Source organism: Variovorax paradoxus (assembly GCF_902712855.1).
GTDB classification, from domain to species: Bacteria; Pseudomonadota; Gammaproteobacteria; order Burkholderiales; family Burkholderiaceae_C; genus Variovorax; species Variovorax paradoxus_Q.
In genome coordinates this window covers 4,381,634-4,403,211 of the sequence record NZ_LR743507.1, presented here as the reverse complement: position 1 = coordinate 4,403,211, position 21,578 = coordinate 4,381,634, and the positions used below count along the sequence as shown (strand labels likewise).

Sequence of the window (21,578 nt, the reverse complement as noted above, 5' to 3'; positions counted from 1 at the left end):
TGTCAACACGAATGTGACAATTTCTCCTTTTCGTGATTGATGTGCGGTATCAGCTAAGGGCGCACTACCCGTCTTCCCATTTGCCAATCACGGTGCCGAGGACGCGGAAGGGCTGGCGGATGGGCTCGTGCGAGGGATTTAGAGGTTGCAGCCATTGCCTGCCGTCCTCATTCTTGTAAACCTTGAACGTGACTTCGTTTTCGCCTTCAAGCTTCGCGACGATGCGTTCGCCGTTCAAGGGTAGACGCTTCTCTGGGTCGACAAAAATAAGACAGCCCTCGGGATAGGTCCGTGTGTTCCCGTGCGGCGCAGTCATGCTGTCGCCCTTGACTCGCAACACATAGGTGCTGCTGCTGTGAGGCATTGGGCACCCGAGCCACGTCTCGGCTTCGCCTGGCAAAAAAGGATCGTTGGCATCGTCCCAGTTTCCCGCGCGCACCCACGAAATCAGCGGGACGCGACCGCGGATGTCGGGGCCGGACTCGACGTTCGCATCGTTGTCCCATGTGCCGCGCCCAGATTCGAGCCAATTTGCCGATGCCTGAAGAGCACGAGCAATCGAGTTCAGCTCGCGCGGCTTGTCGCGCAAGCCCGACTCCAGGTTTCCGATGGTGCTTGTGGAGACGCCGGCTGCCGCAGCGAGTTGCTGCTGCGTCATTCCGCGTTGCTGCCGTGAGTATTTGATTCGTTCGCCGATGGTGTTCACGTTTGTGATTGGAACGCTAGCTTGCATCACGTTGGTGAGAACGTCATAATCACGAAGGTGACAAAAGGAATCGAGCATGGAGCCTGTGCCTGAAGGAATCGTCGCGTTGAATGAAGCGATCGAAATCGCCGGTGGAGAACGCCGCTTAGCCGAGCGAGTCGGTGCGTCGCACAACGGCCCGTACATGTGGCGGCAGCGCAAAAAGGTGCCGGCGGACTACTGCCCTGGCATCGAGCGGGAAACGGGTGTGAGGTGCGAGCGGCTGCGCCGGGATGTCCCTTGGGGTGTCCTGCGCGGCACTGCTGTGCATGACTAACCGGCCGCGCGCGAGGGCGCGCACTACGAAATCCATCCATTCGCCGGCCGTAGCACGTCTACGGCGGGCGAGAGCACGCGCTCGCACAGTTGCTCCATCGCGGCGCGTTGACGCAGCGCCTGCAGCCCTTGGGCGCCTGCGCTTGCCGTCATTTCCTCCATCCATGCCGCGACGTTCTCGCGATTCAAGTCTGGTTCGACCTCCAGCAGTTGCAAGAGCTGCTGCAGGAATTGCTCGATGGCGTCGATGCGCTCCACCAGCGTCGGAGCAGGACTCGCAATCGCGAGGCTTTGGCTGTTTTTCTCTGAGGTCTGCATGAGAGCGACTATCTCAATCGATGAAGCGCACGGCTATGGCGCCGACGAGCCCGTGCCCGACAAGGTGCGCGGCCACGATGCCGCGGTCGCGGCCTACGACACCGCGCACGGTTACGAGGGTGGCATCGCCGCGCTTGCCAAACGCATGGGGCAGAACCCCAACACCCTGACTCACAAGGTCAATCTGCAAAACACAACGCATCACCTCACGCTGCGCGATGCCATTGAGCTGCAATGGCAGAGCCGTGATTTCCGCATCCTGCACGCGATGGCGGATGAGCTCGATCATGTGTGCATCCGTTCGACGCCAGCGCACTCTGAGGGCGACCCGCTCGACACCTTGATGCGTCTGCAAATGGACTTTGCCGACTACGTGCAGGCGCTGGGCGAGGCGTTGACACGTCGGCAGGGCGGCGTGTCGCGCAATCAGATGCGCAAGGCCGAACACCACGCGGCCGAGGTCGTCGCCAGCGTGGGGCACGCGCTGGCGATGCTGCGCGGCCTGATGCGCGAGGAACCGAAAGCATGAGCGCAGCGGTTCCACCTGGCGGGAGAGGGCGCGCGTCTCCATGAGCATCAAGGTTATGTCGATGGTCTTCGACCGCTACCCCTCAGGCGGTATGGAGCGCTTGCTCGCGCTCGCGATGGCCGACCATGCCAGCGACGACGGGCGCCGCATCTGGCCGTCCGTGGATGAGCTGGCGCGCAAGACCATGCAGAGCCGCAGCAGCGTGCAGCGGCAGATTCGCCGGATGGTCGCGACCGGGTGGCTGATTCAGGTCAAGACGGCGACTGGCCGGCCGGGCGTCACCAACGAATACCGCATCTGTCCCGAGTGGATCGAAGGCGGCGAAGTGCCCTCGCCTGAGACGGGTGTCAATTTGACACCCCTTGTCGATGAGCCTCCAGCCAAAGTTATCCACACGGGTGTCAATCTGACACCCCTCGAAAAGCCCGAGAGGGGTGTCACCGCAGCCGAGAGGGGTGTCACCAGAGACGAGAGGGGTGTCACAGCTATGACACCCGAATCTTCAGAACCATCAATGAACCATACCCCCCTACCCCCCGGCGGGGGGGCGACCGGGTTCGATGAGCTTTTCTCGATCTACCCGAACCACGACAACCGCCGGAAGGCCGAACGCCGATACCTCCGTCTGTTGCCGAACGCCGCGCTGCAGCAGACCATGCGCTCGGCCATCGAGGCCCAAAGGCTTAGCAAGAGGTGGACGAAGGATGGCGGTGAGTTCGTGCCCGAGTTCGCCACCTGGCTGCGCAACGAGCGTTGGCTGGATGAGCCTCGCGCTGTAGCCCCTGCTGCAGGGCCGTGGCATGAGACCCGGCAAGGCATCGATGCGAAGGCGCGTGAGCTGGGCATTGCGGCATGGGACGAAGCGGCGTTCAACCTCGGGCGCGGCCCGAGCTATCCGGCCTTCACCGAGCGGGTGCGCCGCGCAGCGGCAGCAGCAGGGGAGGCGGTATGCGCGTGACGGTGGGTTTCAATGGCAGCGGTCTCGCCAGCGTGCAGCAGCAGCTCGCGAAGCTGTCCGGCCAGCAGGCGAAGCAAGCCTATGCCGAAGGCCTGAGCGATGGTGGCTTTCGCACTCGGCGGGAGTGGCAGCGCGAAATGCGCGAGCAGTTCGACCGCCCCACGCCCTACATCCTCAAGAGCGTGTACGTGCGCAAGGCCACGCCCGAGCGGCTGAGCGTGGACATCGAGCCGACCTACTTTGGCGGCAAAGGTGTAGACCCGCAAAAGATTCTGCAGGCGCAAGAGTTCGGCGGTGCGCGCCGGGACAAGCGCAGCGAGGCGGCGCTGCGGCGCGTGGGCATCCTGCCCGCCGGCTACCAGACGGCCATTCCTTGGACGCCATTCCCGGGCAGTGACGACGGCCGCGGCAATGTGCGGGGTGGCTTCCTTGTGCGTCTGCTGTCCTACTTCCAAGCGATGGGAGAGCAGGGCTACAAGGCCAACATGACGGACAAGCGCAAGGCCCGTTTGCACAAGGGCACCAAGGACCGCGAGGGCGTGCGCTTCTTCGTGTCGTATGGGCGCTTGCGCAGTGGCCCGACACAGCACCTCGCACCTGGCATATGGGCGGCCACGGGCACGCAGGGCGGCGTGGTGCGGCCGGTGCTCATGTTCGTGCGCGATGGAAGCTACGACGCACGCATCAGCAGCGAGCGCGTGGCCGAGCGTGCAGACCTGCAGGCATACATCGAGCGACGCATTCGCTATCGCATTCGCAAGGCGGTGGGCGAATGACGGCGCATGCATCACAGGCTGAGCGCGCCCTCTGCCTGATGCCGCAGAAGAAGTACGAGGACCGGTCCTCGCGCCTCGCGTCCTTCATCGGTGCGCCGGCCGCGAGTGCCGCGGGTCCTTCCGCAGACCTGTGCTGTACGGGTAATTCGAACCCCGAACTTGGACTGTTCGGCGGTACTGCTAAGGGGGTTAAGTGAAGGCTGTTGAAGCAATGAGGCAGGCGATTTCGCAGGCCGAGTTTGGCGCGTGGGTCGGCGTCAGCGAAGCGCGCGTGAGCCAGCTCATGGCCGAGGGCGTGCTGACGCGCGGCGAGTCCGGCCATGAGTGGCTGATTGCTTACTGCGAGCGCATGCGCGATATGGCGGCCGGGCGCGCCTCGTCGGAGCTGGGCGGCCTCGACCTCGTGCAAGAGCGCGCGGCGCTGGCGCGCGAGCAGCGCCTCGGCATCGCGATCAAGAACGCGGTGGCGCGCGGAGAGTACGCGCCCATCTCGCTGTTGGCCGAGGTGCTTGCGACTGCGAGCCAGTCCGTGTCCGAGCGATTCGAGCAACTGCCCGGCCTGCTTCGCAAGGTGTGCCCTGAGCTTCAGGACACGGCGCGCGACAAGCTCATGTCTGCCATCGCCGATGCGCGCAACCAGTGGGTGCGCGCGACGGCTCGGCTCGTGTCGGAAGCGGTCTCGCCGCCAGAAGACGACGAGCCGGAAGAGGGCGAGGCAGCATGAGCCTGGCGCCCAGCGAAACACAGCGCGCCGTCATCGCGGCGACCGTGACCGGCCTCGGGCCGCTTAAGATGGAGCGCCCTCAGCCGCTGAGCGCATGGGCCGAAGACAACTTCTACCTGTCGCCCGAGGCAAGCCACACACAGGGCGAATGGAAGGCCTACCCGTTCCAGAAGGGCTGGATGGATGCCTTCAGCAATGACGACATCGAAGAGGTGACGGTGCGCAAAGCGAAGCGTGTCGGCTACACGAAGACGCTGCTCGCCTTCATCGCCTACAACGCGGCGCACCGCCGGCGCAAGCAAGCGCTGTGGATGCCGACCGACGACGACCGCGACAGCTTCGTGAAGTCCGAAATCGAGCCCATGCTGCGCGACGTGACCGCGCTCAAGGCCGTGACAGTGCCGGGCAAGGAAGACACCATGAAGCTGAAGAGCTTCTTCGGGTCGGTCCTGCACCTGCTCGGCGGCAAGGCAGCACGAGCCTATCGCCGCATCACGGTGGCCGTCGCGATCCTCGACGAAGCCTCTGCCTTCGATGCCAAGATTGAGAAGTCCTCGGACCCGATCACGCTCGCGCGCGGTCGCCTCGAAGGCGCGCCGTTCCCAAAGCTGGTCGCAGGCAGCACCGTGCGTATCAAGGACTTCGACCACATCGAGTACCGCGAGAAGAACGCCGACGTGCGCATGCGATACAACGTGGTGTGCCCGCATTGCGATGCCGAGCACCCGCTGCTGTGGGGTGGGAGGAAGGTGCGCCACGGCTTCAAATGGGACGGCTACGACCATGACACCGTGCGCCACGTCTGCCCGCATTGCCATGAGTCGATCACACAGGCCGACTACCTGCGCATCTGGGACACGAGGGCAATGTGGGTCAGCGAGTGCGGCCGGTATCGCTACGACCATGACCTGCACGTCTGGACGGACGCGCAGGGCGTTGTCATCCGCGCGCCGAGGCATGTGGCCTTTGTCGAGATGTGGAGCGGCTACAGCCCGCAGCGCGCGTGGTCCGACATCGTGCGCGAATTTCTGGAAGCTACAACCAAGGCCAAGGCCGGCGACACCGCGCCGCTCGAAGGCTTCATCAACGAGACGCTGGCGCAGTATTGGGAAGCCGTTGTCGAACGCGCCGACGAGCACGCGCTTTCACGCCGTGCCGAGGCCTATCGCCGCTTCACGGTGCCGTATGGCGGCCTCGTGCTGGTCACTGGCGTGGACGTGCAGGACAACCGCTTCGAGGTAGTGACCTGGGCGGTTGGCCGCGGCGAGGAAATGTGGTGCATCGACTACAGCGTCATCTACGCCAACCCGGCCGATGAACGCGATTGGGCGCACCTCGACGCTTACCGCCAAACAATCTTTCAGCACGCCAGCGGGCAGGCGATGAAGATTGAAGCCATGGCCGTGGACACCGGTGGCCACTTCACGCACCAGGCCTACAACTACTGCCGCCAGCGCGAACGCGAGCGCGTGTTCGCCGTGCGTGGCGACCCGCAGCCCAGCAAGATGGTGAAGAGCAAGGCCACTGTGCAGGACGTGAATTGGGGCGGCAAGATCATCAAGAAAGGCGTGCGCCTGTGGTACGTCGGCACCGACACGGCGAAGGACTTGATCTATGGCCGTCTGTGCGTCGAGAAGCCGGGCGCCGGCTATGTGCACTTCAGTAAGGACTTGCCCCACGAGTTCTACACGCAGTTGACGGCCGAGGCGCGCGTGCCGCAGCGCGTCGCCGGCGGCGAGGCCTATCGCTGGATCAAGGCACCTGGTGCGCGCAATGAAGTGTTGGACTGCACCGTCTATGCCGTCTTCTGCACGCACATGCTCGGCCTCCATCTCTACACCGGGAAGATGTGGCAGCGCCTGGAGTCCATCGTGCAGCCGCCGAACGGCGACCTGTTCGCGGGAAGCCAGCAACAAGAGACGGCGCCTGCTGATGTTTCACGCGAAACGCACGTGCCCGAGAGTGCTTCAGAAAATGTTCCACGCGAAACGCAATCGCTCGAAACCGCTCCAGTGGATGTTTCACGCGAAAAGCATCCAACTCAACTAGCACCCGCGCCCTCTGCTGTATTGCCGCCGGTGCCTTCGCCTGCTGCGGCGCCGCTGCCCTCATCGGCGCCCGCAAAGCCGGCATCCGTCCGCCGACCCATTCAACGCCTATCACGACAAGCCTTTTCCCCTAAATCATGGTGAGCAACACAAACAGAAATGACATCGTTCTCGACATCCTCGAGCGAGTGCGGGAAGCGCTTGCGGCAGCGAAGGGGGACCTGACGCCAGAGCTTGTAAAAAGCGTAGAGGCAGACGTTCGAGCCGATTGGGGCGGCGACCGGGTGTTTATCGCGAAGCGCCGCAGCGAGGGCCACAGCAACCGCAACAGCCGCATCTTCCGTGACTACCTGGCGGGCGAACGGGTCAAACTGCTTTCTCGTCGCTATGAGCTTTCCGAACGTCAAGTTTTAAGAATTGTCAAATCTATCTAAAAATGAAATGGCAATTGGCGCTCAAATAGATAGCTTTTTTTCAAATAGGTATCCGTACATTCTGTCGCCTAGTTCAGCGACCAATAGAGGCGCCGAATGGATGGTCTTGTAATCGTGAAATAAAACATTTCGGATCTTGTAAATCATGTCCGGGAACAGCATTTTAGTTCGATCAATGTTTAGTTCATCAAGCAGCAGTTCTGCGAGCGGTGCGGATTTCGAGCATATAGGCTGCAAGATCGCCCGTATTCTGGAGTCTTCCTTGACGCTAGATGTGAAATCTTGAATCCAATCCCTGACTTCGGTAGTTGAGGGGTCTTGGGCGGCGTTTAGCTTCACACGCAACTTTTCGAGGAATTTATCGAATTCCTCTGACATAAGGTGCTCAATGATCTGGTATAGGTAAAAAAACCGTAGAAACGGGTTTTCTGTGAAAGGGAAAAGCCTTGTTAGTAGTGTGCCAATATGCTCGGGATACTTTAGGGCAGAGTGAAGATTGATTTGCTCTGTGGCCGGGTCGTAAATAAGCGGAAGAAACAACGGGCGGGTCTGTTGTTCCGTGAGAATTAGGCCGCGTTTGGCAAAGCATAAGGAATATGCTGCGATGAAATTTTGTGAATCTGGGATTTTTTTGTCCCAAGTAACAAGGTAATAACAATCTTGTGCAAAGACCTTTTCGGCGGTTTGCGCATCTCGATATTTGGGATCGCATAGATCAAAGTTATTTTGCAAAGCTCGTGTGCAAACCAGATATGCGACGATTATGCGGTAAGCGGAGTAAACGCTGTTGGCGTTCTTTTTGTTTTCTTTAGATAAGATTGCCGCCCCAGGAATAAGATATCCCACGCCCCCGCCCCCATTTGGCAAACCAATTGAAGCGCATTCTGCTTCTGAGATGTCACGGTTTGGGCGCACTAATCGGATCGAATATTCATTGAAATTTATGCGACTGACGAATGATTGATCCATCGAGGCCGGAACCGGTAAGGCTATGACATTCCCATCGGGTCTTCGGAAGTCAAACCTTTTAAATCGAGCGATTCGCATTGCTAAATACCTATCCGGAGTGCGCCCTTGTAGCCTTCCTCTAGTGCCTTAGACAGGTTTAGGTAGCATCCGGATTGTTTCCAGAAAAGCATTCTAAAAAACTGCCTAAAAAATAGTCGCTGCGCGTTGCCAATTCTTTTGGCTTTTGAGTTTATGGCTTCAATGATTTGGTTAAAGTTGACCATAAATTCATCTGGCTCCGCCCCTATTACAATTAATTCGAGTTCGAGATTGTCGAGTGCTACTTCTGGATCGTCGTCGCGGAGCAAACCGATTGCGGCTCCAAATCCCGAAACAGCCTGCGCTTTCTTAAATATCTGCACCCCAGTTGCGCCCCAGAGCTGACGAATAGAATCCTCAAGTTCGTCTGAAGAGTCTTCGTCAGATTCGGGATACTCCAACCCAAGAGTGCCGATTTTCAGAATAAAGGCATGCCACGCAGAAAGGAAAATTCTAAAAATGTCTCTACCATCATTTTCTTTTGCTAGATTTTCAAGGCTAGCAATATTTTCAAGAACGTCACCGCGATCAAGTTGTGATTCGTTTCGATCGAGATAGGAATTGAAGCCTTCGATGATTTCCCTGAAGTTATAAGAATTGGGCTGTCGTGCTCTTCCTTCGTCAACTTCTCTTACTAAAGTAATTCCGTCGGGAGAAGTATGTAGAAAGTCTTGATACATGATCTCGATTTGATGTCGAACCGACATAGACGTTTGACCTGTATTTAAGGTGAGCATTCGATACAAGATGCCGATGCGATTGATCCCTTCATAGATTTCGCATCTAATCATCCTGTCTAGAAATTCGTTCTGAACGTTAGAGCCTTCAGTAGTTTCGGCTTCTATGTCCATTAGGGTATAGCTTCTTTGGAGGCCGTCTAACAAAACAAAGTGAGTGCCGTCGTTATTTATTGCTTGTTCTAGATCGCGTTCAAGTGTTCCTTTGTCCCGCGTGTAGGCCAAGACAATGGGCGGAATTACACATCCATGAAGGATGTCCCTTTTTAATAGCGAATAGACAGACTTGGAGTTTCTTACGCGCTTTCGCTGGAACTCGTTATTTTTGTAAATTTGCTTTGCGAGTTTGAGATAGTCTCTGATTGAAATTTCGATCAGCACGCTTTGCGCTGCGACTTTTCTATCTTCGAGAATTGATTTAATTTGCATGAGATGACAGGAAATGATCTACGTTTTTTGGCTTAAATGGTCTAAGGTTGGTGATCGCGTAAAGATTTCTACCTATCAAAAGATGGTAGGACTCTAGGGGCCAAGCTAGCTTCCGGCAACATCCGTAAGCGCCTCCTGCGAATCCAAGTGACATGCCTTGCCTTGTGAGTGTCGGCGTTTCTCTTCGATAGTCCGGTCAACACTGACCCAAGGTCTAGCCGTGACAATCGAAGCACCCAACACCGAACCCAACTCCATCATCCCTGGCGATACCGTCAAATGGGCACGAAGGCTCTCTATCTACCCGGCCTCGGCCGGATGGGCGCTGAGCTACGAGCTGCTCAACGCGATGCATCGCTACGAGATTCCCGCGACCGCTCACGGAGATGCTTTTCGCGTCGTCGTTTCGGCGCAGACCTCGCAGGGCTTCGTGCCTGGCTCCTATGACTGGCGAGCGCGCGTCACGAATGCTGATGAGGTTTACACGGTCGCCAATGGGCGTATGACTGTGGCGCCGTCCTTCGGTGCTGCTGGCGACGTTCGCTCGCATGCCCGCCGGACGCTCGACGTCATCGAGGCGGTGCTTGAAGGCCGGGCCACCAGCGCCACCGCCGAATACGAAATCAACGGCCGCCGCCTGAAGTACATCCCGCTCAACGAGCTTCACGCGATGCGCTCGAAGTATCAGAGGGAGGTTGCAGCAGAAGAGGGCAAGAGCGGGCCACGGGGCGTTTCGGGCCGCATCATGGTGAGGTTCGGCGTATGAAGGCCCCGGCATTCCTACGCAACCTCTTCGGAAGCAACTCCCTTACGAAGAAGAAGCAGACCCGCCGCTTTCAGGCGGCGCGCATCGACCGTCTCTCGGCCGACTGGATCGCCACCTATTCGAGCATCAATGAAGAGCTGCGCGGTGACCTCGACCGGCTTCGCGCGCGTGGGCGGGAGCTGCGCAACAACAACGACTACGCGCGCAAGTTCTGCGGCATGGTCGAAACCAACATGGTGGGGCCGGCCGGCTTCGTGATGCAGGCGCGCGTCGAGAACGCGCCGGGCAAGGCCGACAAACTGGCGAACGATGCCATTGAAGCGGCGTTCGTGCGCTGGCAGTCCGTGTGCGATGTCACCGGCCGGCAGTCGCTGCGCGACATGTGCGAGACGCTGGTCGGTGGCCTGCCGAGTGATGGCGAGTTTCTGGTGCGGCTGGTGCGCGGGCCTGACGCGCGAAACGAATTCAACTTCGCGCTGCAGCTCATCGACGTGGACCGGATCGATACCACGTTCAACGGCGTAGAGCACTCGACCGGTAACACCGTCATCATGGGCGTGGAGGTGGACAACTATCGCCGGACGGTCGCGGTCCACATCTTCGAGGCGCATCCGAACGATGGCCCGCGCACGTCGCGGCAGCGTGTGCGGCTGGCGGCCGAGGACATCATCCACGGGTTCAAGGTCGAGCGCGCGGAGCAGGTGCGCGGCATCCCGTGGATGGCGCCCGGGATGCTGAGCCTGCATCACCTGGGCGGCTTCATGCTGGCCGCCGTGCTGGCCGCCGAGCACGGCGCGAATCACTTCGGCTTCTTCACGCAGAACCAAGACGCCGCACCGGGCACGCTGCCCATTGGCGAGCGCGACGACGACGGGGCCACGATCACCACCAGTCAGCCCGGCGTCTACGACACGTTGCCGCCTGGCTACGACTTCAAACCGCACGAGAGCAAATATCCGAATGAGGTCTTCGGCCCGTTCGTGAAGACCGCGCTTCAGCGTGTTGCGAGCGGTTGGCGCGTGTCGTACCACGCCCTCGCAAACGACCTCGAAGGCGTCAACTTCTCCAGCATCCGCAGCGGCACGCTCGATGAGCGGGACCGGTGGTCATCGGATCAGCAATGGTTCATCGACATCCTGCTCAAGCGTGTGCGTGCCGAGTGGATGGTGATGTCCCTGCTGTCGAACGCGATCACCATGCCCAACGGTAGCCCCTTGCCCGCGGCGAAGGTCGCGAAGTTCGCGCCGCACGACTGGCTCGGCCGTCGCTGGGAGTGGGTGGACCCGCTCAAGGACATGAACGCGCGCATTGCCGGCGTGGGTGCAGGTCTCGTTGCGCCTCAAGACCTGAGCGCGCAGATGGGACGTGACTTCTACGACACCATGCTGAAGATCAAGGAAGCGCAAGACCTGGCGAAGCAGCTCGGCATCGTGCTGCCTGCCTATGCAATGAAGGTCGCGACACCGGCGCCGAAGGCTACATCGAGTGGTCGCCCTGCCAGTGTGGAGGAAGAAAACGAAGAGGAAGAAGTCGCCGCATAGTGACATCACTCGCCTTATAAATGTCAGTGCCGCGAAGTTGCAATAGCGGCATGACTTCAAGTCTTCCTCAAGCTCTTCGCGAGCATTTGCCCACCGGGCAACTCAAGCGCGCCTTCATCGTGGAGCGCGCTTCCATTGACGAAGAAGCGCGCACCGTGAAGCTCGCTTTCGCGAGCGAAACGCCCGTCAATCGCGGCTGGTTCACCGAGGTGTTGGACCTCAGTCGCAAGTCAATGCGCACCGGCCGCCTAACCGCCGGCGCGAACCTCCTTTGCGACCACGACACACGAGATGTTGTCGCGGTCGTTGAGTCTGTGGAAATCGGTTCGGACAAGGTAGCCCGTGCCGTAGTGCGCTTCGGTCGAAGCGTGCGCGCAGAGGAAGTCTTTCGAGACGTGATTGACGGCATCCGCGTCAACGTTTCGGTGGGCTACATCATTCACGAAGCCATTCTTGAAGGCACGAAGGACGGGTCTGACACCTACCGCGTGACCGACTGGGAGCCCTTCGAGCTGTCTCTGGTCAGCGTGCCAGCGGATGCGACTGTCGGTGTCGGCCGCAGTCTCCCCGCCGAGCTGCCGGCCGTTCCTTCTCTTCCTTCCCTTCCTCTCGTTACCCCATCTTCTACGGAGAACCGCGCCATGACGACGCCCGCAACCACGCCCGCCGGCACCCCGGCCCCCACCATCGAAACCACGGCGCAGCGCAACCACGCCGCCGAAATCAGCAAGATCGCCGCCGCCATGCCTGGCGGTGCCGAGCTGGCGATGCGCTCGATTCAGGCCGGCCACACGGTCGAGCAATTTCAAGCCGAGGCCATCCGCACGCTGTCGAACAAACCCGTGCCCACCGCCGACATCGGCCTGACCCCGAAGGAAACGCGCCGCTTCAGCATGGTGCGCGCTCTCAACGCGCTCGCGAACCCGGGCGATGTCACTGCACGCAATGCAGCCGCCTTCGAGTTCGAATGCTCGAATGCCACGGCGACGAAGCTCGGCAAGACCTCGCGCGGCATCCTGATTCCCTTCGAGGTGCAGAAGCGCGACATGGTGGTCGGCACGGCAGCGGCCGGCGGCAACCTCGTGGGTACCGACCTGATGGCCGGCGACTTCATCACCATCCTGCGTGATGCGATGGTGCTCAACACGCTCGGCGCCCGTTTCCTGTCGGGGCTGGTGGGCAACATCGCGATTCCGAAGCAGACGGGCTCGGGTAGCGCGTACTGGGTGGCCGAAGGTCAGGCGCCCGACGAAAGCAGCGCGGCCATCGGGCAAGTGGCGATGTCGCCGAAGACGGTCGGCGCCTTTACCGACATCAGCCGCAAGCTGCTGCTGCAGTCGAGCATCGACGTGGAGAGCTTCGTCTCGTCCGACCTGGCGATGGTGCTTGGCCTGGCAATCCAGCGCGCGGCCATCGCCGGCGGCAGCGTGGCGAACGAGCCGAGCGGCATCCTCGCGAAGATCGCGGCGAGTGTCCTCGGCGGCGCCAACGGTGGCGCACCGGACTGGGACAGCGTCGTGGACCTCGAAACCGCGGTGTCGGTCGCCAATGCCGACGTGGGCACGCTCGCCTACCTCACCAACGCGAAGGTGCGCGGCAAGCTGAAGAAGACCTTTGTCGATGGTCCCGGCACGGGCGAGCGTGTGTGGCAGAAGGGCAGCGAGCCGTTGAACGGCTACCGCGCGGCTGTCACCAACGGCGTGCCGAGCAATCTCACGAAGGGCACCGGCACCAACCTGTCGGCGCTTATCTTCGGCAACTTCGCCGACCTCGTGATTGCCATGTGGGGCGGCCTCGACCTGATGGTCGATCCGTACACGCACAGCACCACGGGCACGGTGCGCGTCACCGCGCTGCAAGACGTGGATGTCGGTGTGCGCAACATCGAGAGCTTCGCCACGATGGAAGACGCGGCCACCGTCTAAGCCCATGTTTGCCGAAGACCTGTCCGCCTTCTTCAGCGACTTCGCGGTGAGCGCTTCGTTCACCGTCGAAGGCGTGACGAAGACCGCGCGTGTCCTGTTCGACCGGCCTTATGCGGCGCCGTTCGGCATGCAGGCCGATGCGTCCGCGCCGGCCTGTCAAGGCGCGACGGCGGATCTGTCGGGCCTGCGCCGCGATGACGCGATCACCGTCGATGGCATTCGCTTCGATATCGATCGCGTCGAGCCGGACGGCACCGGCGTAACGAACCTCGTGCTTCGGGGGCGTTGATGCTTGCACTTGAACCCGCCATCGTTGAGCGCCTGCGCGGCGAGTTTCCCGAGACGTGGAACGTCAAGGGCATGTTCTCCGACACCGGCGAGCGCGAGCCCGACCTTCTGGGTTCTGTGCTGTTCATCGATGCCAACGTGCCGGTGAGCGAGGCGCCTGGCGCGCTCGTGCGTCCCTTCTGGGCCGTGACGTTCATGGCCCGACGCGGTGACCCCGGGGCCCTCGTGTTGCTCGATGACGCCTTTGCGCGTGCCGTTGAAGCGTTGCACGGATGGGCTCCGGGGCAGGTCGCCGGCCGGCGCTGGGAGCGGCTGCAACTGGTGAGCGTAAAGCCGCCGCCATATCCCGAAAACGGCCTCGTCGGCATTGAGCTTGTTTTCTCTACATCCGCCCGTTTCGACGGGCAACCCTGAAAGGAATTCTTGTGCCCATCGTGCATACCAAAACTGAACTGTCGGCTCCGCGTGGCCGCCTTCGCCTCGACATCTTCAACGCGCTCGAAGAGGTGACGGGCGAGGAAGAAATGGGCAACTGCCCGAGCTTCGTCCTCACCATCGACTCCGAGAAGGCCGAGGAATTCTCGGCAGAGACCGCCGGCAGCGAGCTTATCGGCACGCTGACGGGCAAGGTCAAGCGCACCGCAAAGATCACCTGCAACAACATGAGCATGGCGACCTATCAGCGCTTTCTCGCCGCAACGAGCGAGGTCGTGGTGCAGTCGGCTGTTGCCGTGACCGGCGAGCTGCGGACTGTCACGCCGGGCAAGATTTACCAGCTCGGCCAGACCGCGGCGAATCCCATCGGCGTGCGCAACGTCACCGCCGTGAGCGTGAAGACCGAGGACGGCACCACGCCCTATGTCGCAGGCGAAGACTTCAATGTCGATCCCGAAACCGGCGCCGTGCAGATCATCGCCGGCGGCGGCATCACCGCAGGCGTCGTGCAGTTCGGATACACGCCCGTCGCAGGCTCGTACACGCGGCTGAAGACCGGCGGCAACACGTCGTTCCTCGCGGCCGTGCGAGTGGTCGCCGACAACGCGTCGGGCAGTAACAAGGACTGGTACATGCCGCGCGTGAGCATGACACCCTCGGGCGACCTTCCCATCGTGTCGAACGAAGTCGAGTTCGTGAAGGTCGAGTTCGATGTCGATGTCCTGAAGTCGGCCAACGCGGAAGCGGTCTACGTGGGAGGCCGTCCGGTCGCCTGATGACCTTCTGCCTGGCCTTGCATCGCGGGGCCGGGCGGTGACGCATGCGGCTTCGCGCAGAGGCTGCATGCGCCTCCCTTCATTCCTTCCTCCCGATCCCCCGTGGCAAAGCCCATTCAGATTCTCATCAACGCCAAGGACGATGCGTCCAAGGTGTTCGACCGCCTGCAGCAGCGCGTGATTGCGTTCGCGGCCCTCGTGGCGGGCTACTTCGGTATTCAGCTCTTTGCCGGCTGGGTCAAGGGCGGCGCTGACTTCGAGCAGGCGATGAGCCGCGTGCAGGCGGCCACCGGCGCCAGCGCGGCAGAGATGCGCTCGCTGCGCAAGGCGGCGCAGGAAGCCGCGGCGGATGTGCGCTACGGCTTCACGGAGCTGCAGGCGGCAGGCGCGCTGGAGAACCTGGCGAAAGCCGGTCTCAACGTGAGCGACGCCATCGCCACGCTGCCGGCCGCGATGCAGCTCGCCCGCGCCGGCGACGTGGAGCTCGCAACCTCGGCGGAGTACCTGACGAAGATCGTCAATGGCCTGGGCTTGGCGTTCACGGACTCGGGCCGTGTGGCTGACGTGCTCGCCAAGGGTGCCAACGCCACGAACACCAGCGTGTCGGGTCTGGCGCAGGCGTTGAGCTACGCCGCACCGCTGGCGAACACCCTCGGTCTGAGCCTCGAAAGCACCGTCGCCATCATCGGCAAGTTCGCCGACGCCGGCATCGATGCGAGCCGTGCCGGTACAGCGTTGAACAGCATCCTTGCGCAGTTCTCCGACCCGGCCAGCAAGTTCCGCACAGAGCTGGCGGCGGCGGCCATCACGACGGGCAATTTCGAGACGATGCTGCACGAGCTGGCCGCGGCCGGACCGGCCGGGCAGCGTGCCATCGCTGCGGTGGGGCAGGAAGCCGGCCCGGCGCTGCGCGCGCTGCTCAATCAGGGTGTGGACAAGCTCGACGAACTGAAGAAGGCGCTACAGGGCGCCACGGGCAGCGCAGCCGAGACCGCCGCTGTCATGCAGGCGAATCTCAATGGTGCGCTCGCTGGCCTGCGCACCGCATGGGATTCAACCATCAACGCGCTCACCACGCCGATCCTTCCGGTGCTGAAGCAGGGCGTCGAGCAGTTGTCCGGCGCGCTGCGCGCGGCGGTGGCCGATGGCACGGTGGGGCGCTTCGGGGCGGCGCTGGCGACCGCCTTTCAGAACGGCATCAAGTGGGTGCAGGCTTTCGTCGCCAGCGTCGATGTGCCGGCCCTCGTGGCGAAGGCGCAGAACCTGGCCGACCGCGTGGGCGCGCTGCTCGACAGTTTCGGTCAGAAGGCGCAGAGCACGGGCAATATCGTGCAGACCGTCTGGGGCGTGGCGAGCGCAGGCGCGAACACGCTGATTGCCACCGTCTTCCGTGTCGCCGAGGCCTTCGCCGGCGTCACGCGCGACATCCTGAGCGGCACGGCGGCCATCATCGAAGGCTTGTCGAAGATCAGCTTCGGCAGCGTGTCGGCCGCGTTCAAGCAAGCCGCGGCCGAGGTGCGCGAGTCGGCGGCCGGCATGGAAGGCGTGACCGACGCTTTCGGGGAGAAGGCTGTCGAGGCCTTCGACCGCGCGACGGTGGGCGCGGAACAGGCGCGCGCCGGCTGGGCCGGCCTGACGGGCGCGGCCGACACGACGACGGCGGCAGCGGCCAGCGGCGCCGCTGCGTTCACGAACATGGCCGCAGAGATGAAGGCCGCCGGCGACGGGGCGCACGAAGCGGGCCAGAAGGCCGCCAGCGCGGCCGAAGCGCAGAAGGTGAAGGCAGAGGAAGCACGGGAGGCCGTGAAGCGCCTGCATGCCGAATACGACCAGGCCATCGCCACCGGGAATCTGGAGCTGGCGGCGCAGAAGCTCGAAGAGCTGAAGAAGGCCAATCTCGCCGCGGCCGATGCAGCCGTGACCAACAAGAAGGCGCAGGCCGACGCGGCGGCCGAGATCGACGCGGCCTTCCAGCGTGCCGGCGTGCAGACGAAGGCGCAGCTCGACACCATGGCGAAGACCGCGCTTCGCGACTTCGAGCTGATTCGCGACAGCGGGCAGGCCACCGCCATCGGATTGGGCGAGGCGTGGAAGCGTGCGGCCGATGCCGCCATCGCCGCGGGCAACGGCGTGGCGCCGGGCTGGGTGCAGGCGCAGGCGGCCATGCGCGGCTTTGAGGTCGTGCTCGACAGTGCAGGCCGCTCGACGCTGAAGCTCAAGGAAGTGCAGGGCGACGCCACGCAGGCTGCCTACGGCCTGGCCGGCGCGCTGCGCGAGGTCACCAGCGCGCGAGAGCGGGACATCGAGGCCCGTGAGAAGGCCATTCAGTTGCAAGAGCGCGAAATTGCGCTGGAGAACAAGCGCCTCGGCCGCGATGCCGCCGGCTTCTCCACCGACAAGACCGGCAAGACGGTGAACGCCGGTAGCGACCTGGGCACCCTCACGGGCATCGCCGCGTTCCTGAAAAACGCCGGCGTCAAGGACGATGAGACGGCGCGGCGCATCGCGCGCGAGTTCGCCGATGAGAAGGGCAATGTCCAGTTCTTCAACAACCCGGGCCAGAAGAAGTACGGCGGCGACACCCTGAGTTACGCGCTGCTCAAGGCGGCCGAGAAGGTGACCTTCTTCGGCGACGGTGGCACGCCCACCAGTATCCCGAAGCCCGAGTCAAACCGCACCGTCAATCTGCAGCTCAACCTCAACGGTCGCGATTACGGGCGCGTCAGCACGGACGCCGCCGGCGCCGATGCCATCGAGGGGCTGCTCGCGCAGCTCGGCGCCGCACGCGGCACGTCTTCCATTCGTCCGGGGGCATGAGCGTGGCGACACCCAAGTTTCACGCGCTCGGCGCGCTGCAGATTCCCCGCGGCATGGTCTGGGCCGATGAGTTCGGATGGAACCCGGTCGAGAAGAGCCTCGACTACTCGGTGACGGGCGCCGCCCTCATCGATGCCGCCGTGCGCCTGGCAGGCCGGCCGATCACGCTGCAGGGCGAGGCCGATGCCGGATGGATCGCGCGCGGCGGGCTCTTGGCTCTGCAGGCGCTCAACGCGGCCGACGCAGTGGGCGAGCACGTCCTTGTGCTGGCCGATGGCCGCTCGTTCGCTGTGCAGTTCGCCCCTGGCTTGGCTGTCGAGGCCCGGCCTGTCGCTCGGCCCGAGCTGCCCGTCGAGAAACACCCCTACGTCGCGACCGTGCGACTCATCACCGTTTGACCCTTCCGCCTCATGACCATCCTCGAGTCCGATATCAAGTTTGTTACCACACAGGTCATGGATGACGTGCCCGAAGGCGGCGGCGCACCGACCGCGAACGTCATCGCTGACGGCGCGAGCAATGCCGTGTTCAAGGACGTGTCCGCCGTGGACCGCGCGCGCGGCGACGTGTCGATCATGAAGATCGCGGCCACCATCCAGACCCTGAACACCGACACCGCCCTCGGCGGCCTCGTCATCATTTCGCGCGCGCCGGCGGACCCGAACGTGAGCCCGGCGCTGTTCTACACCGGCGACTTCTTCGACCGGCGCGCGAGCATCCAGAACCGGATCGAGGCCTACACCTCGCCCGGTGAAGAGTTCAACGGCTACATGCTGTCCAACCACGTGCAGGGACAGCGCTCGCTGCAGATCTTCCAGCGCCCCGGCGCCACGCCGCCGACCGTGAACGGCACCCTGCAGATCAGCGGCGGCGGCAAGACGGAGTACGTGCGCGTGTCCGATGTTTCCATCGAGCAGCGCACCTACAGCTACAGCAACGGCGGTGCCTTCGTGGACTATGCCGCGCAGGTCTGCGTGTGCGAGCTGGTGGACGGCCTGAAGAACGACTACACCGGCACGCCGGCGAATCGCCTCTTCGAGCGTTCCTCGACCGCGGCGGCGGTGAACAAGATGCTTGTCGCGAACGCCTCGAAGTTCTACGGAATCGCCAAGCTCGTGGCGCCCGTGAGCACGGGCGACCTGTCGGCGCAGGTCAACACGATCAATACCCAGCTCGTGCCGAGCGCGACCACGGAAATCCCGCTCACGGACATGTCGGCGGCCGGTTCCTCGACCACGCTCGTTGCGTCCGGCTCGGGCACGGTCTCACTGACCACGGGCGTTGCCTTCGGGCCGAATGCCATCATCGGCTTCGGCAACCCGGCCTATCCTGGCTCGCTGTCGGTGGCGACCTCGGCGGGCACGCTGACCGACGACGGCGGGCGCTTGAAGCTGGGCGCACTGACCATCGGCGCCGTCAACTACGCCGGCGGCTCGATGACGTTCGCCAGCGATGCGCCCGCCATCGGCGGAAACAAGACGATCACCTTCCGGCCGGCCGGCGCGCCCATCGAGCTGGCCGATTCGGCCTCCATCGCGGTGACCGTCGAAAGCCGGCGGATCAACTACCCGCTGACCATCCTTCCGCCGCCGGCGCCCGGCTCGCTGCGCGTGGCCTACCGCGCCGGCGGCAACTGGTATGAACTGGCCGACGACGGAGGCGGGCGCCTGTCGGGCACCAGTTCCAGCATCGGCAGCGGGACGGTGGATTTCGTGACGGGGACCGCGCTGCCCACGCTTGGCACGCTGCCCGATGTCGGCAGCGAAATCATCTTCACCTGGGCGGCGAAGTCGAACTACAAGGACCGCAGCGGCACGCTCACCGCCGCGGTATCCATCATGCTCGCCCTCGACAACCAGGCGGCGCAGTCGGGCACGGTGTCGGTGGACTGGAACGACGGCACGGCGCGCCACGCGAGCGACAACGGCAGCGGCGCTCACGGGCGACGCCACCGGCCCGGTGTCCTATACGGCGAGCACCATGGAGGTGAGGCCCAACGTGCTGCCGGCCTCGGCCGTGGCCTTCACGGTGGGCTACAGCCACGGCGAGCCGTCCTCGAAGGCCTTCCCGGCGCCGGCGCGCGATGTCGATGGTGCGATCACCCTCAACCTCGGCAAGACCAACATTGCGCCGCGGTCGCTCTCGCTCGACTGGAACCTCGTGCTGGAGTCCACCGGAGGCGTGCCGGCCGACCAGTGGGTGCCGCAGAACTTCGCGGCCACCAAGACGGTGACCGACAACGGCGCAGGCAAGCTGGTGGACGGGCTCAATGTGGAGTTCGGCACCATCGACTACACCACCGGCGTGGCGAAGCTGTTTCCTGAGGCCGTCGTCAGCGTGGCCGTGCCGCAGTGGGCCGTGAACCCGCTCGGCGTGCTCGGCACCGTGCTGTCGCCGAACCTGCCGGGCTTCTACCGCAACACGGTCACGGGCTACACCTATGCGGTGCTCGCGGCCTCGCTGCCCACCGACGCGACGGCGCTCGTGAATGCCAATTTCCGGGTGGTGGGCGCCGGCACGACGAAGAGCCAGACTTTCAATCAGCCCAAGCTCTCCATCAAGCTGCTGCCCAGCTTCAGCGAGGCCGGTGTGCCTGGCTCGGTCAACTTCACGATGGGCGGCAAGACCTACTTCGACCGCGCCGGCAGTCTCTACACCGACCTCGACCCGGCCACCGGCGCGGCCACGCTGGCGGGCACCTACGACTACGCCACCAACGTGGCGGCGCTCACGACCTGGCCGGCCGCGGCCTCGACCTCGGTTGTCGTCAGCAGCCTGTTGACCTCGCTCGACGGCCAGCCGGTGGAGTACGTCGTCTTCCGCACGCCCGTGGCGCCGGTCAGCCCGGGGACGCTGCAGCTTCTCGCAACGAAACTCAACGGCGGCACGGTCAACGTCACCGCGGACGGCTCGGGCCTCATCAACGGAGCGAACGTGCATGGCACCTTCGACGCGGCGACGGGTGTCGGCAAGGTGCGCTTCGGCGACTGGGTGACCGCGGCGGGCAACGAGGGCGCCATCTGGTATTCGGCCGACGCCGTGGGCAGCGACGGCAAGATCTGGAAGCCGGTCCCGGTGTTCGCCAGCACCATCCGGTACAACGCCGTGGCCTACACGACGTTGCCCGTCGATGCCACGCTGCTGGGTCTCGATCCGGTGCGCCTGCCGTCTGATGGCCGCGTGCCGATTTTCCGCAAGGGTGAACTCGTCGTCATCCACAACACGAAGCGTCTGCCGGCGGCCGTGGTCTCCAACGGCCAGACGCTCGACACCGGCCGCGTGCGGCTCTCGCGTGTGCGGATCGTGGGCGCTAACGGCCAGACCATCGAGACCGGCTATACCCGCAACCTCGATGCGGGCACCGTCACGTTCTCGGACGTGTCGAGCTACGCGCAGCCGGTCGTGGTCGAGCATCGCATCGAGGACTTGCTGACGGTCTCCGATGTGGGTATCGATGGCCGCCTCGCATTTGCGGGCCGCGTCACGCACGACTACACCGCGGGCGACACCTGCGTGAGCAGCGCGCTCCCTATGGGTGATGTGAAGGCACGCGTGTCGCTGCTGTTCGATCAGCAGACTTGGAGCGGTGTGTGGTCGGACAGCCTCATCGGCAACGCCGCGGACCCGACGTTCAACGACATCGACTATCCGATCACGGTCACGAACAAGGGCGCAGTCACCGAGCGGTGGCGCATCCAGATCAACGCAGGCGGCACCTCCTACAACCTCATCGGCGAGCACGTCGGGCAGATCGTGACGGGGCAGAGCCTCACGGCGGATTGCTCGCCCCTCGGCCCGTCTGGCGTGCCGTACATGACCATCCGCGCCGCTGGCTTCGGCTCGGGCTGGGCCGCGGGCCAGCTCATCCGCTTCAACACCGTGGCGGCGACGTTCCCCTTCGTGCCGATTCGCACCGTGCAAATGGGTGCTGAGACGGTGCTTGACGACAGCTTCGAAATCTCGGTCCTCATCGGCGTGGACCGTCCCTGAACACAGCGCAACAGAGAGC

Annotated in this window: 20 protein-coding genes; 16 read left to right on the top strand and 4 right to left on the bottom strand. The window is 63.2% G+C overall.

Annotated elements, in window-relative coordinates; translation table 11 throughout:
* Window positions 1-64: 64 nt before the first annotated feature.
* On the bottom strand, window positions 65-784 hold the full coding sequence (locus tag AACL56_RS20450; protein ID WP_339091630.1) for an XRE family transcriptional regulator: 720 nt from the start codon (window positions 782-784) through the stop codon (window positions 65-67).
* Between AACL56_RS20450 and AACL56_RS20445 the strand changes: the two genes are divergently transcribed.
* Entirely contained in the window at window positions 783-1,022 is a 240-nt protein-coding gene (locus AACL56_RS20445; RefSeq protein WP_339091629.1) for a transcriptional regulator, read from the top strand. The genes AACL56_RS20450 and AACL56_RS20445 overlap by 2 nt on opposite strands.
* A 23-nt stretch (window positions 1,023-1,045) precedes the next feature.
* Here the strand turns inward: AACL56_RS20445 and AACL56_RS20440 are convergent, their stop codons facing one another.
* Window positions 1,046-1,339 carry a hypothetical protein gene (locus AACL56_RS20440; protein ID WP_339091628.1) on the bottom strand — a complete coding sequence of 98 codons (294 nt, stop codon included), beginning with the start codon at window positions 1,337-1,339 and terminating at the stop codon, window positions 1,046-1,048.
* Here AACL56_RS20440 and AACL56_RS20435 point away from each other — a divergent pair.
* The 6 genes from AACL56_RS20435 (at window position 1,338) to AACL56_RS20410 (ending at window position 6,808) form a co-directional block, all read left to right on the top strand.
* Window positions 1,338-1,868, top strand: a complete 531-nt coding sequence (locus tag AACL56_RS20435; RefSeq protein WP_339091627.1) for a phage regulatory CII family protein — start codon at window positions 1,338-1,340, stop codon at window positions 1,866-1,868. The genes AACL56_RS20440 and AACL56_RS20435 overlap by 2 nt on opposite strands.
* Before the next feature lie 40 nt (window positions 1,869-1,908).
* Window positions 1,909-2,826: a helix-turn-helix domain-containing protein gene (locus tag AACL56_RS20430; RefSeq protein ID WP_339091626.1), complete on the top strand. Its 918-nt coding sequence runs from the start codon at window positions 1,909-1,911 to the stop codon at window positions 2,824-2,826.
* Window positions 2,817-3,602: a hypothetical protein gene (locus AACL56_RS20425; RefSeq protein ID WP_425337033.1), complete on the top strand. Its 786-nt coding sequence runs from the start codon at window positions 2,817-2,819 to the stop codon at window positions 3,600-3,602. The genes AACL56_RS20430 and AACL56_RS20425 overlap by 10 nt, the downstream gene beginning before the upstream one ends.
* A gap of 211 nt (window positions 3,603-3,813) precedes the next feature.
* Entirely contained in the window at window positions 3,814-4,326 is a 513-nt protein-coding gene (locus AACL56_RS20420; protein WP_339091624.1) for a hypothetical protein, read from the top strand.
* On the top strand, window positions 4,323-6,518 hold the full coding sequence (locus tag AACL56_RS20415; protein WP_339091623.1) for a phage terminase large subunit family protein: 2,196 nt from the start codon (window positions 4,323-4,325) through the stop codon (window positions 6,516-6,518). The genes AACL56_RS20420 and AACL56_RS20415 overlap by 4 nt, the downstream gene beginning before the upstream one ends.
* Entirely contained in the window at window positions 6,515-6,808 is a 294-nt protein-coding gene (locus tag AACL56_RS20410) for a Mor transcription activator family protein (RefSeq protein WP_339091622.1), read from the top strand. Before AACL56_RS20415 ends, AACL56_RS20410 begins: the two co-directional genes overlap by 4 nt.
* A gap of 21 nt (window positions 6,809-6,829) precedes the next feature.
* Here the strand turns inward: AACL56_RS20410 and AACL56_RS20405 are convergent, their stop codons facing one another.
* A complete protein-coding gene (locus AACL56_RS20405) occupies window positions 6,830-7,777 on the bottom strand; it encodes a hypothetical protein (RefSeq protein WP_339091621.1) in 948 nt (315 codons plus the stop codon).
* 80 nt (window positions 7,778-7,857) lie between these two features.
* Window positions 7,858-9,021 carry a hypothetical protein gene (locus AACL56_RS20400; protein ID WP_339091620.1) on the bottom strand — a complete coding sequence of 388 codons (1,164 nt, stop codon included), beginning with the start codon at window positions 9,019-9,021 and terminating at the stop codon, window positions 7,858-7,860.
* Between the two features lie 220 nt (window positions 9,022-9,241).
* On the opposite strand from AACL56_RS20400, the gene AACL56_RS20395 reads away from it, so the two are divergent.
* From AACL56_RS20395 to AACL56_RS20355, 9 genes are all read left to right on the top strand, one after another.
* On the top strand, window positions 9,242-9,787 hold the full coding sequence (locus tag AACL56_RS20395) for a hypothetical protein (RefSeq protein WP_339091619.1): 546 nt from the start codon (window positions 9,242-9,244) through the stop codon (window positions 9,785-9,787).
* Entirely contained in the window at window positions 9,784-11,328 is a 1,545-nt protein-coding gene (locus AACL56_RS20390) for a phage portal protein (RefSeq protein ID WP_339091618.1), read from the top strand. Before AACL56_RS20395 ends, AACL56_RS20390 begins: the two co-directional genes overlap by 4 nt.
* A 50-nt stretch (window positions 11,329-11,378) precedes the next feature.
* Window positions 11,379-13,253 carry a phage major capsid protein gene (locus AACL56_RS20385; RefSeq protein ID WP_339091617.1) on the top strand — a complete coding sequence of 625 codons (1,875 nt, stop codon included), beginning with the start codon at window positions 11,379-11,381 and terminating at the stop codon, window positions 13,251-13,253.
* A gap of 4 nt (window positions 13,254-13,257) precedes the next feature.
* The gene (locus AACL56_RS20380; RefSeq protein ID WP_339091616.1) at window positions 13,258-13,542 is read left to right on the top strand and encodes a head-tail joining protein; all 285 of its coding nucleotides are present in this window, start codon (window positions 13,258-13,260) and stop codon (window positions 13,540-13,542) included.
* Window positions 13,542-13,955: a hypothetical protein gene (locus AACL56_RS20375; protein ID WP_339091615.1), complete on the top strand. Its 414-nt coding sequence runs from the start codon at window positions 13,542-13,544 to the stop codon at window positions 13,953-13,955. The genes AACL56_RS20380 and AACL56_RS20375 overlap by 1 nt, the downstream gene beginning before the upstream one ends.
* 20 nt (window positions 13,956-13,975) lie before the next feature.
* Window positions 13,976-14,752 (top strand): hypothetical protein, encoded by a 777-nt coding sequence (locus tag AACL56_RS20370; protein WP_339091614.1) that lies wholly within the window; start codon window positions 13,976-13,978, stop codon window positions 14,750-14,752.
* 102 nt (window positions 14,753-14,854) lie between these two features.
* Window positions 14,855-17,569, top strand: coding sequence for a phage tail tape measure protein (locus tag AACL56_RS20365; RefSeq protein ID WP_339091613.1), 2,715 nt, complete (start codon window positions 14,855-14,857; stop codon window positions 17,567-17,569).
* Window positions 17,566-17,967 carry a hypothetical protein gene (locus AACL56_RS20360; protein ID WP_339091612.1) on the top strand — a complete coding sequence of 134 codons (402 nt, stop codon included), beginning with the start codon at window positions 17,566-17,568 and terminating at the stop codon, window positions 17,965-17,967. The genes AACL56_RS20365 and AACL56_RS20360 overlap by 4 nt, the downstream gene beginning before the upstream one ends.
* A 1,582-nt stretch (window positions 17,968-19,549) precedes the next feature.
* On the top strand, window positions 19,550-21,559 hold the full coding sequence (locus tag AACL56_RS20355) for a hypothetical protein (protein WP_339091611.1): 2,010 nt from the start codon (window positions 19,550-19,552) through the stop codon (window positions 21,557-21,559).
* The last annotated feature ends 19 nt before the right edge of the window (window positions 21,560-21,578 follow it).

Excerpts from the sequence above, each read along its gene's own strand:
- AACL56_RS20445 (WP_339091629.1), top strand. The coding sequence starts at position 783 with ATGGAGCCTGTGCCTGAAGGAATCGTCGCGTTGAATGAAGCGATCGAA.
- AACL56_RS20450 (WP_339091630.1), bottom strand. The coding sequence starts at position 784 with ATGCTCGATTCCTTTTGTCACCTTCGTGATTATGACGTTCTCACCAAC.
- AACL56_RS20435 (WP_339091627.1), top strand. The coding sequence starts at position 1,338 with ATGAGAGCGACTATCTCAATCGATGAAGCGCACGGCTATGGCGCCGAC.
- AACL56_RS20440 (WP_339091628.1), bottom strand. The coding sequence starts at position 1,339 with ATGCAGACCTCAGAGAAAAACAGCCAAAGCCTCGCGATTGCGAGTCCT.
- AACL56_RS20430 (WP_339091626.1), top strand. The coding sequence starts at position 1,909 with ATGAGCATCAAGGTTATGTCGATGGTCTTCGACCGCTACCCCTCAGGC.
- AACL56_RS20425 (WP_425337033.1), top strand. The coding sequence starts at position 2,817 with ATGCGCGTGACGGTGGGTTTCAATGGCAGCGGTCTCGCCAGCGTGCAG.
- AACL56_RS20420 (WP_339091624.1), top strand. The coding sequence starts at position 3,814 with ATGAGGCAGGCGATTTCGCAGGCCGAGTTTGGCGCGTGGGTCGGCGTC.
- AACL56_RS20415 (WP_339091623.1), top strand. The coding sequence starts at position 4,323 with ATGAGCCTGGCGCCCAGCGAAACACAGCGCGCCGTCATCGCGGCGACC.
- AACL56_RS20405 (WP_339091621.1), bottom strand. The coding sequence starts at position 7,777 with ATGGATCAATCATTCGTCAGTCGCATAAATTTCAATGAATATTCGATC.
- AACL56_RS20400 (WP_339091620.1), bottom strand. The coding sequence starts at position 9,021 with ATGCAAATTAAATCAATTCTCGAAGATAGAAAAGTCGCAGCGCAAAGC.
- AACL56_RS20390 (WP_339091618.1), top strand. The coding sequence starts at position 9,784 with ATGAAGGCCCCGGCATTCCTACGCAACCTCTTCGGAAGCAACTCCCTT.
- AACL56_RS20385 (WP_339091617.1), top strand. The coding sequence starts at position 11,379 with ATGACTTCAAGTCTTCCTCAAGCTCTTCGCGAGCATTTGCCCACCGGG.
- AACL56_RS20380 (WP_339091616.1), top strand. The coding sequence starts at position 13,258 with ATGTTTGCCGAAGACCTGTCCGCCTTCTTCAGCGACTTCGCGGTGAGC.
- AACL56_RS20375 (WP_339091615.1), top strand. The coding sequence starts at position 13,542 with ATGCTTGCACTTGAACCCGCCATCGTTGAGCGCCTGCGCGGCGAGTTT.
- AACL56_RS20360 (WP_339091612.1), top strand. The coding sequence starts at position 17,566 with ATGAGCGTGGCGACACCCAAGTTTCACGCGCTCGGCGCGCTGCAGATT.
- AACL56_RS20355 (WP_339091611.1), top strand. The coding sequence starts at position 19,550 with ATGGAGGTGAGGCCCAACGTGCTGCCGGCCTCGGCCGTGGCCTTCACG.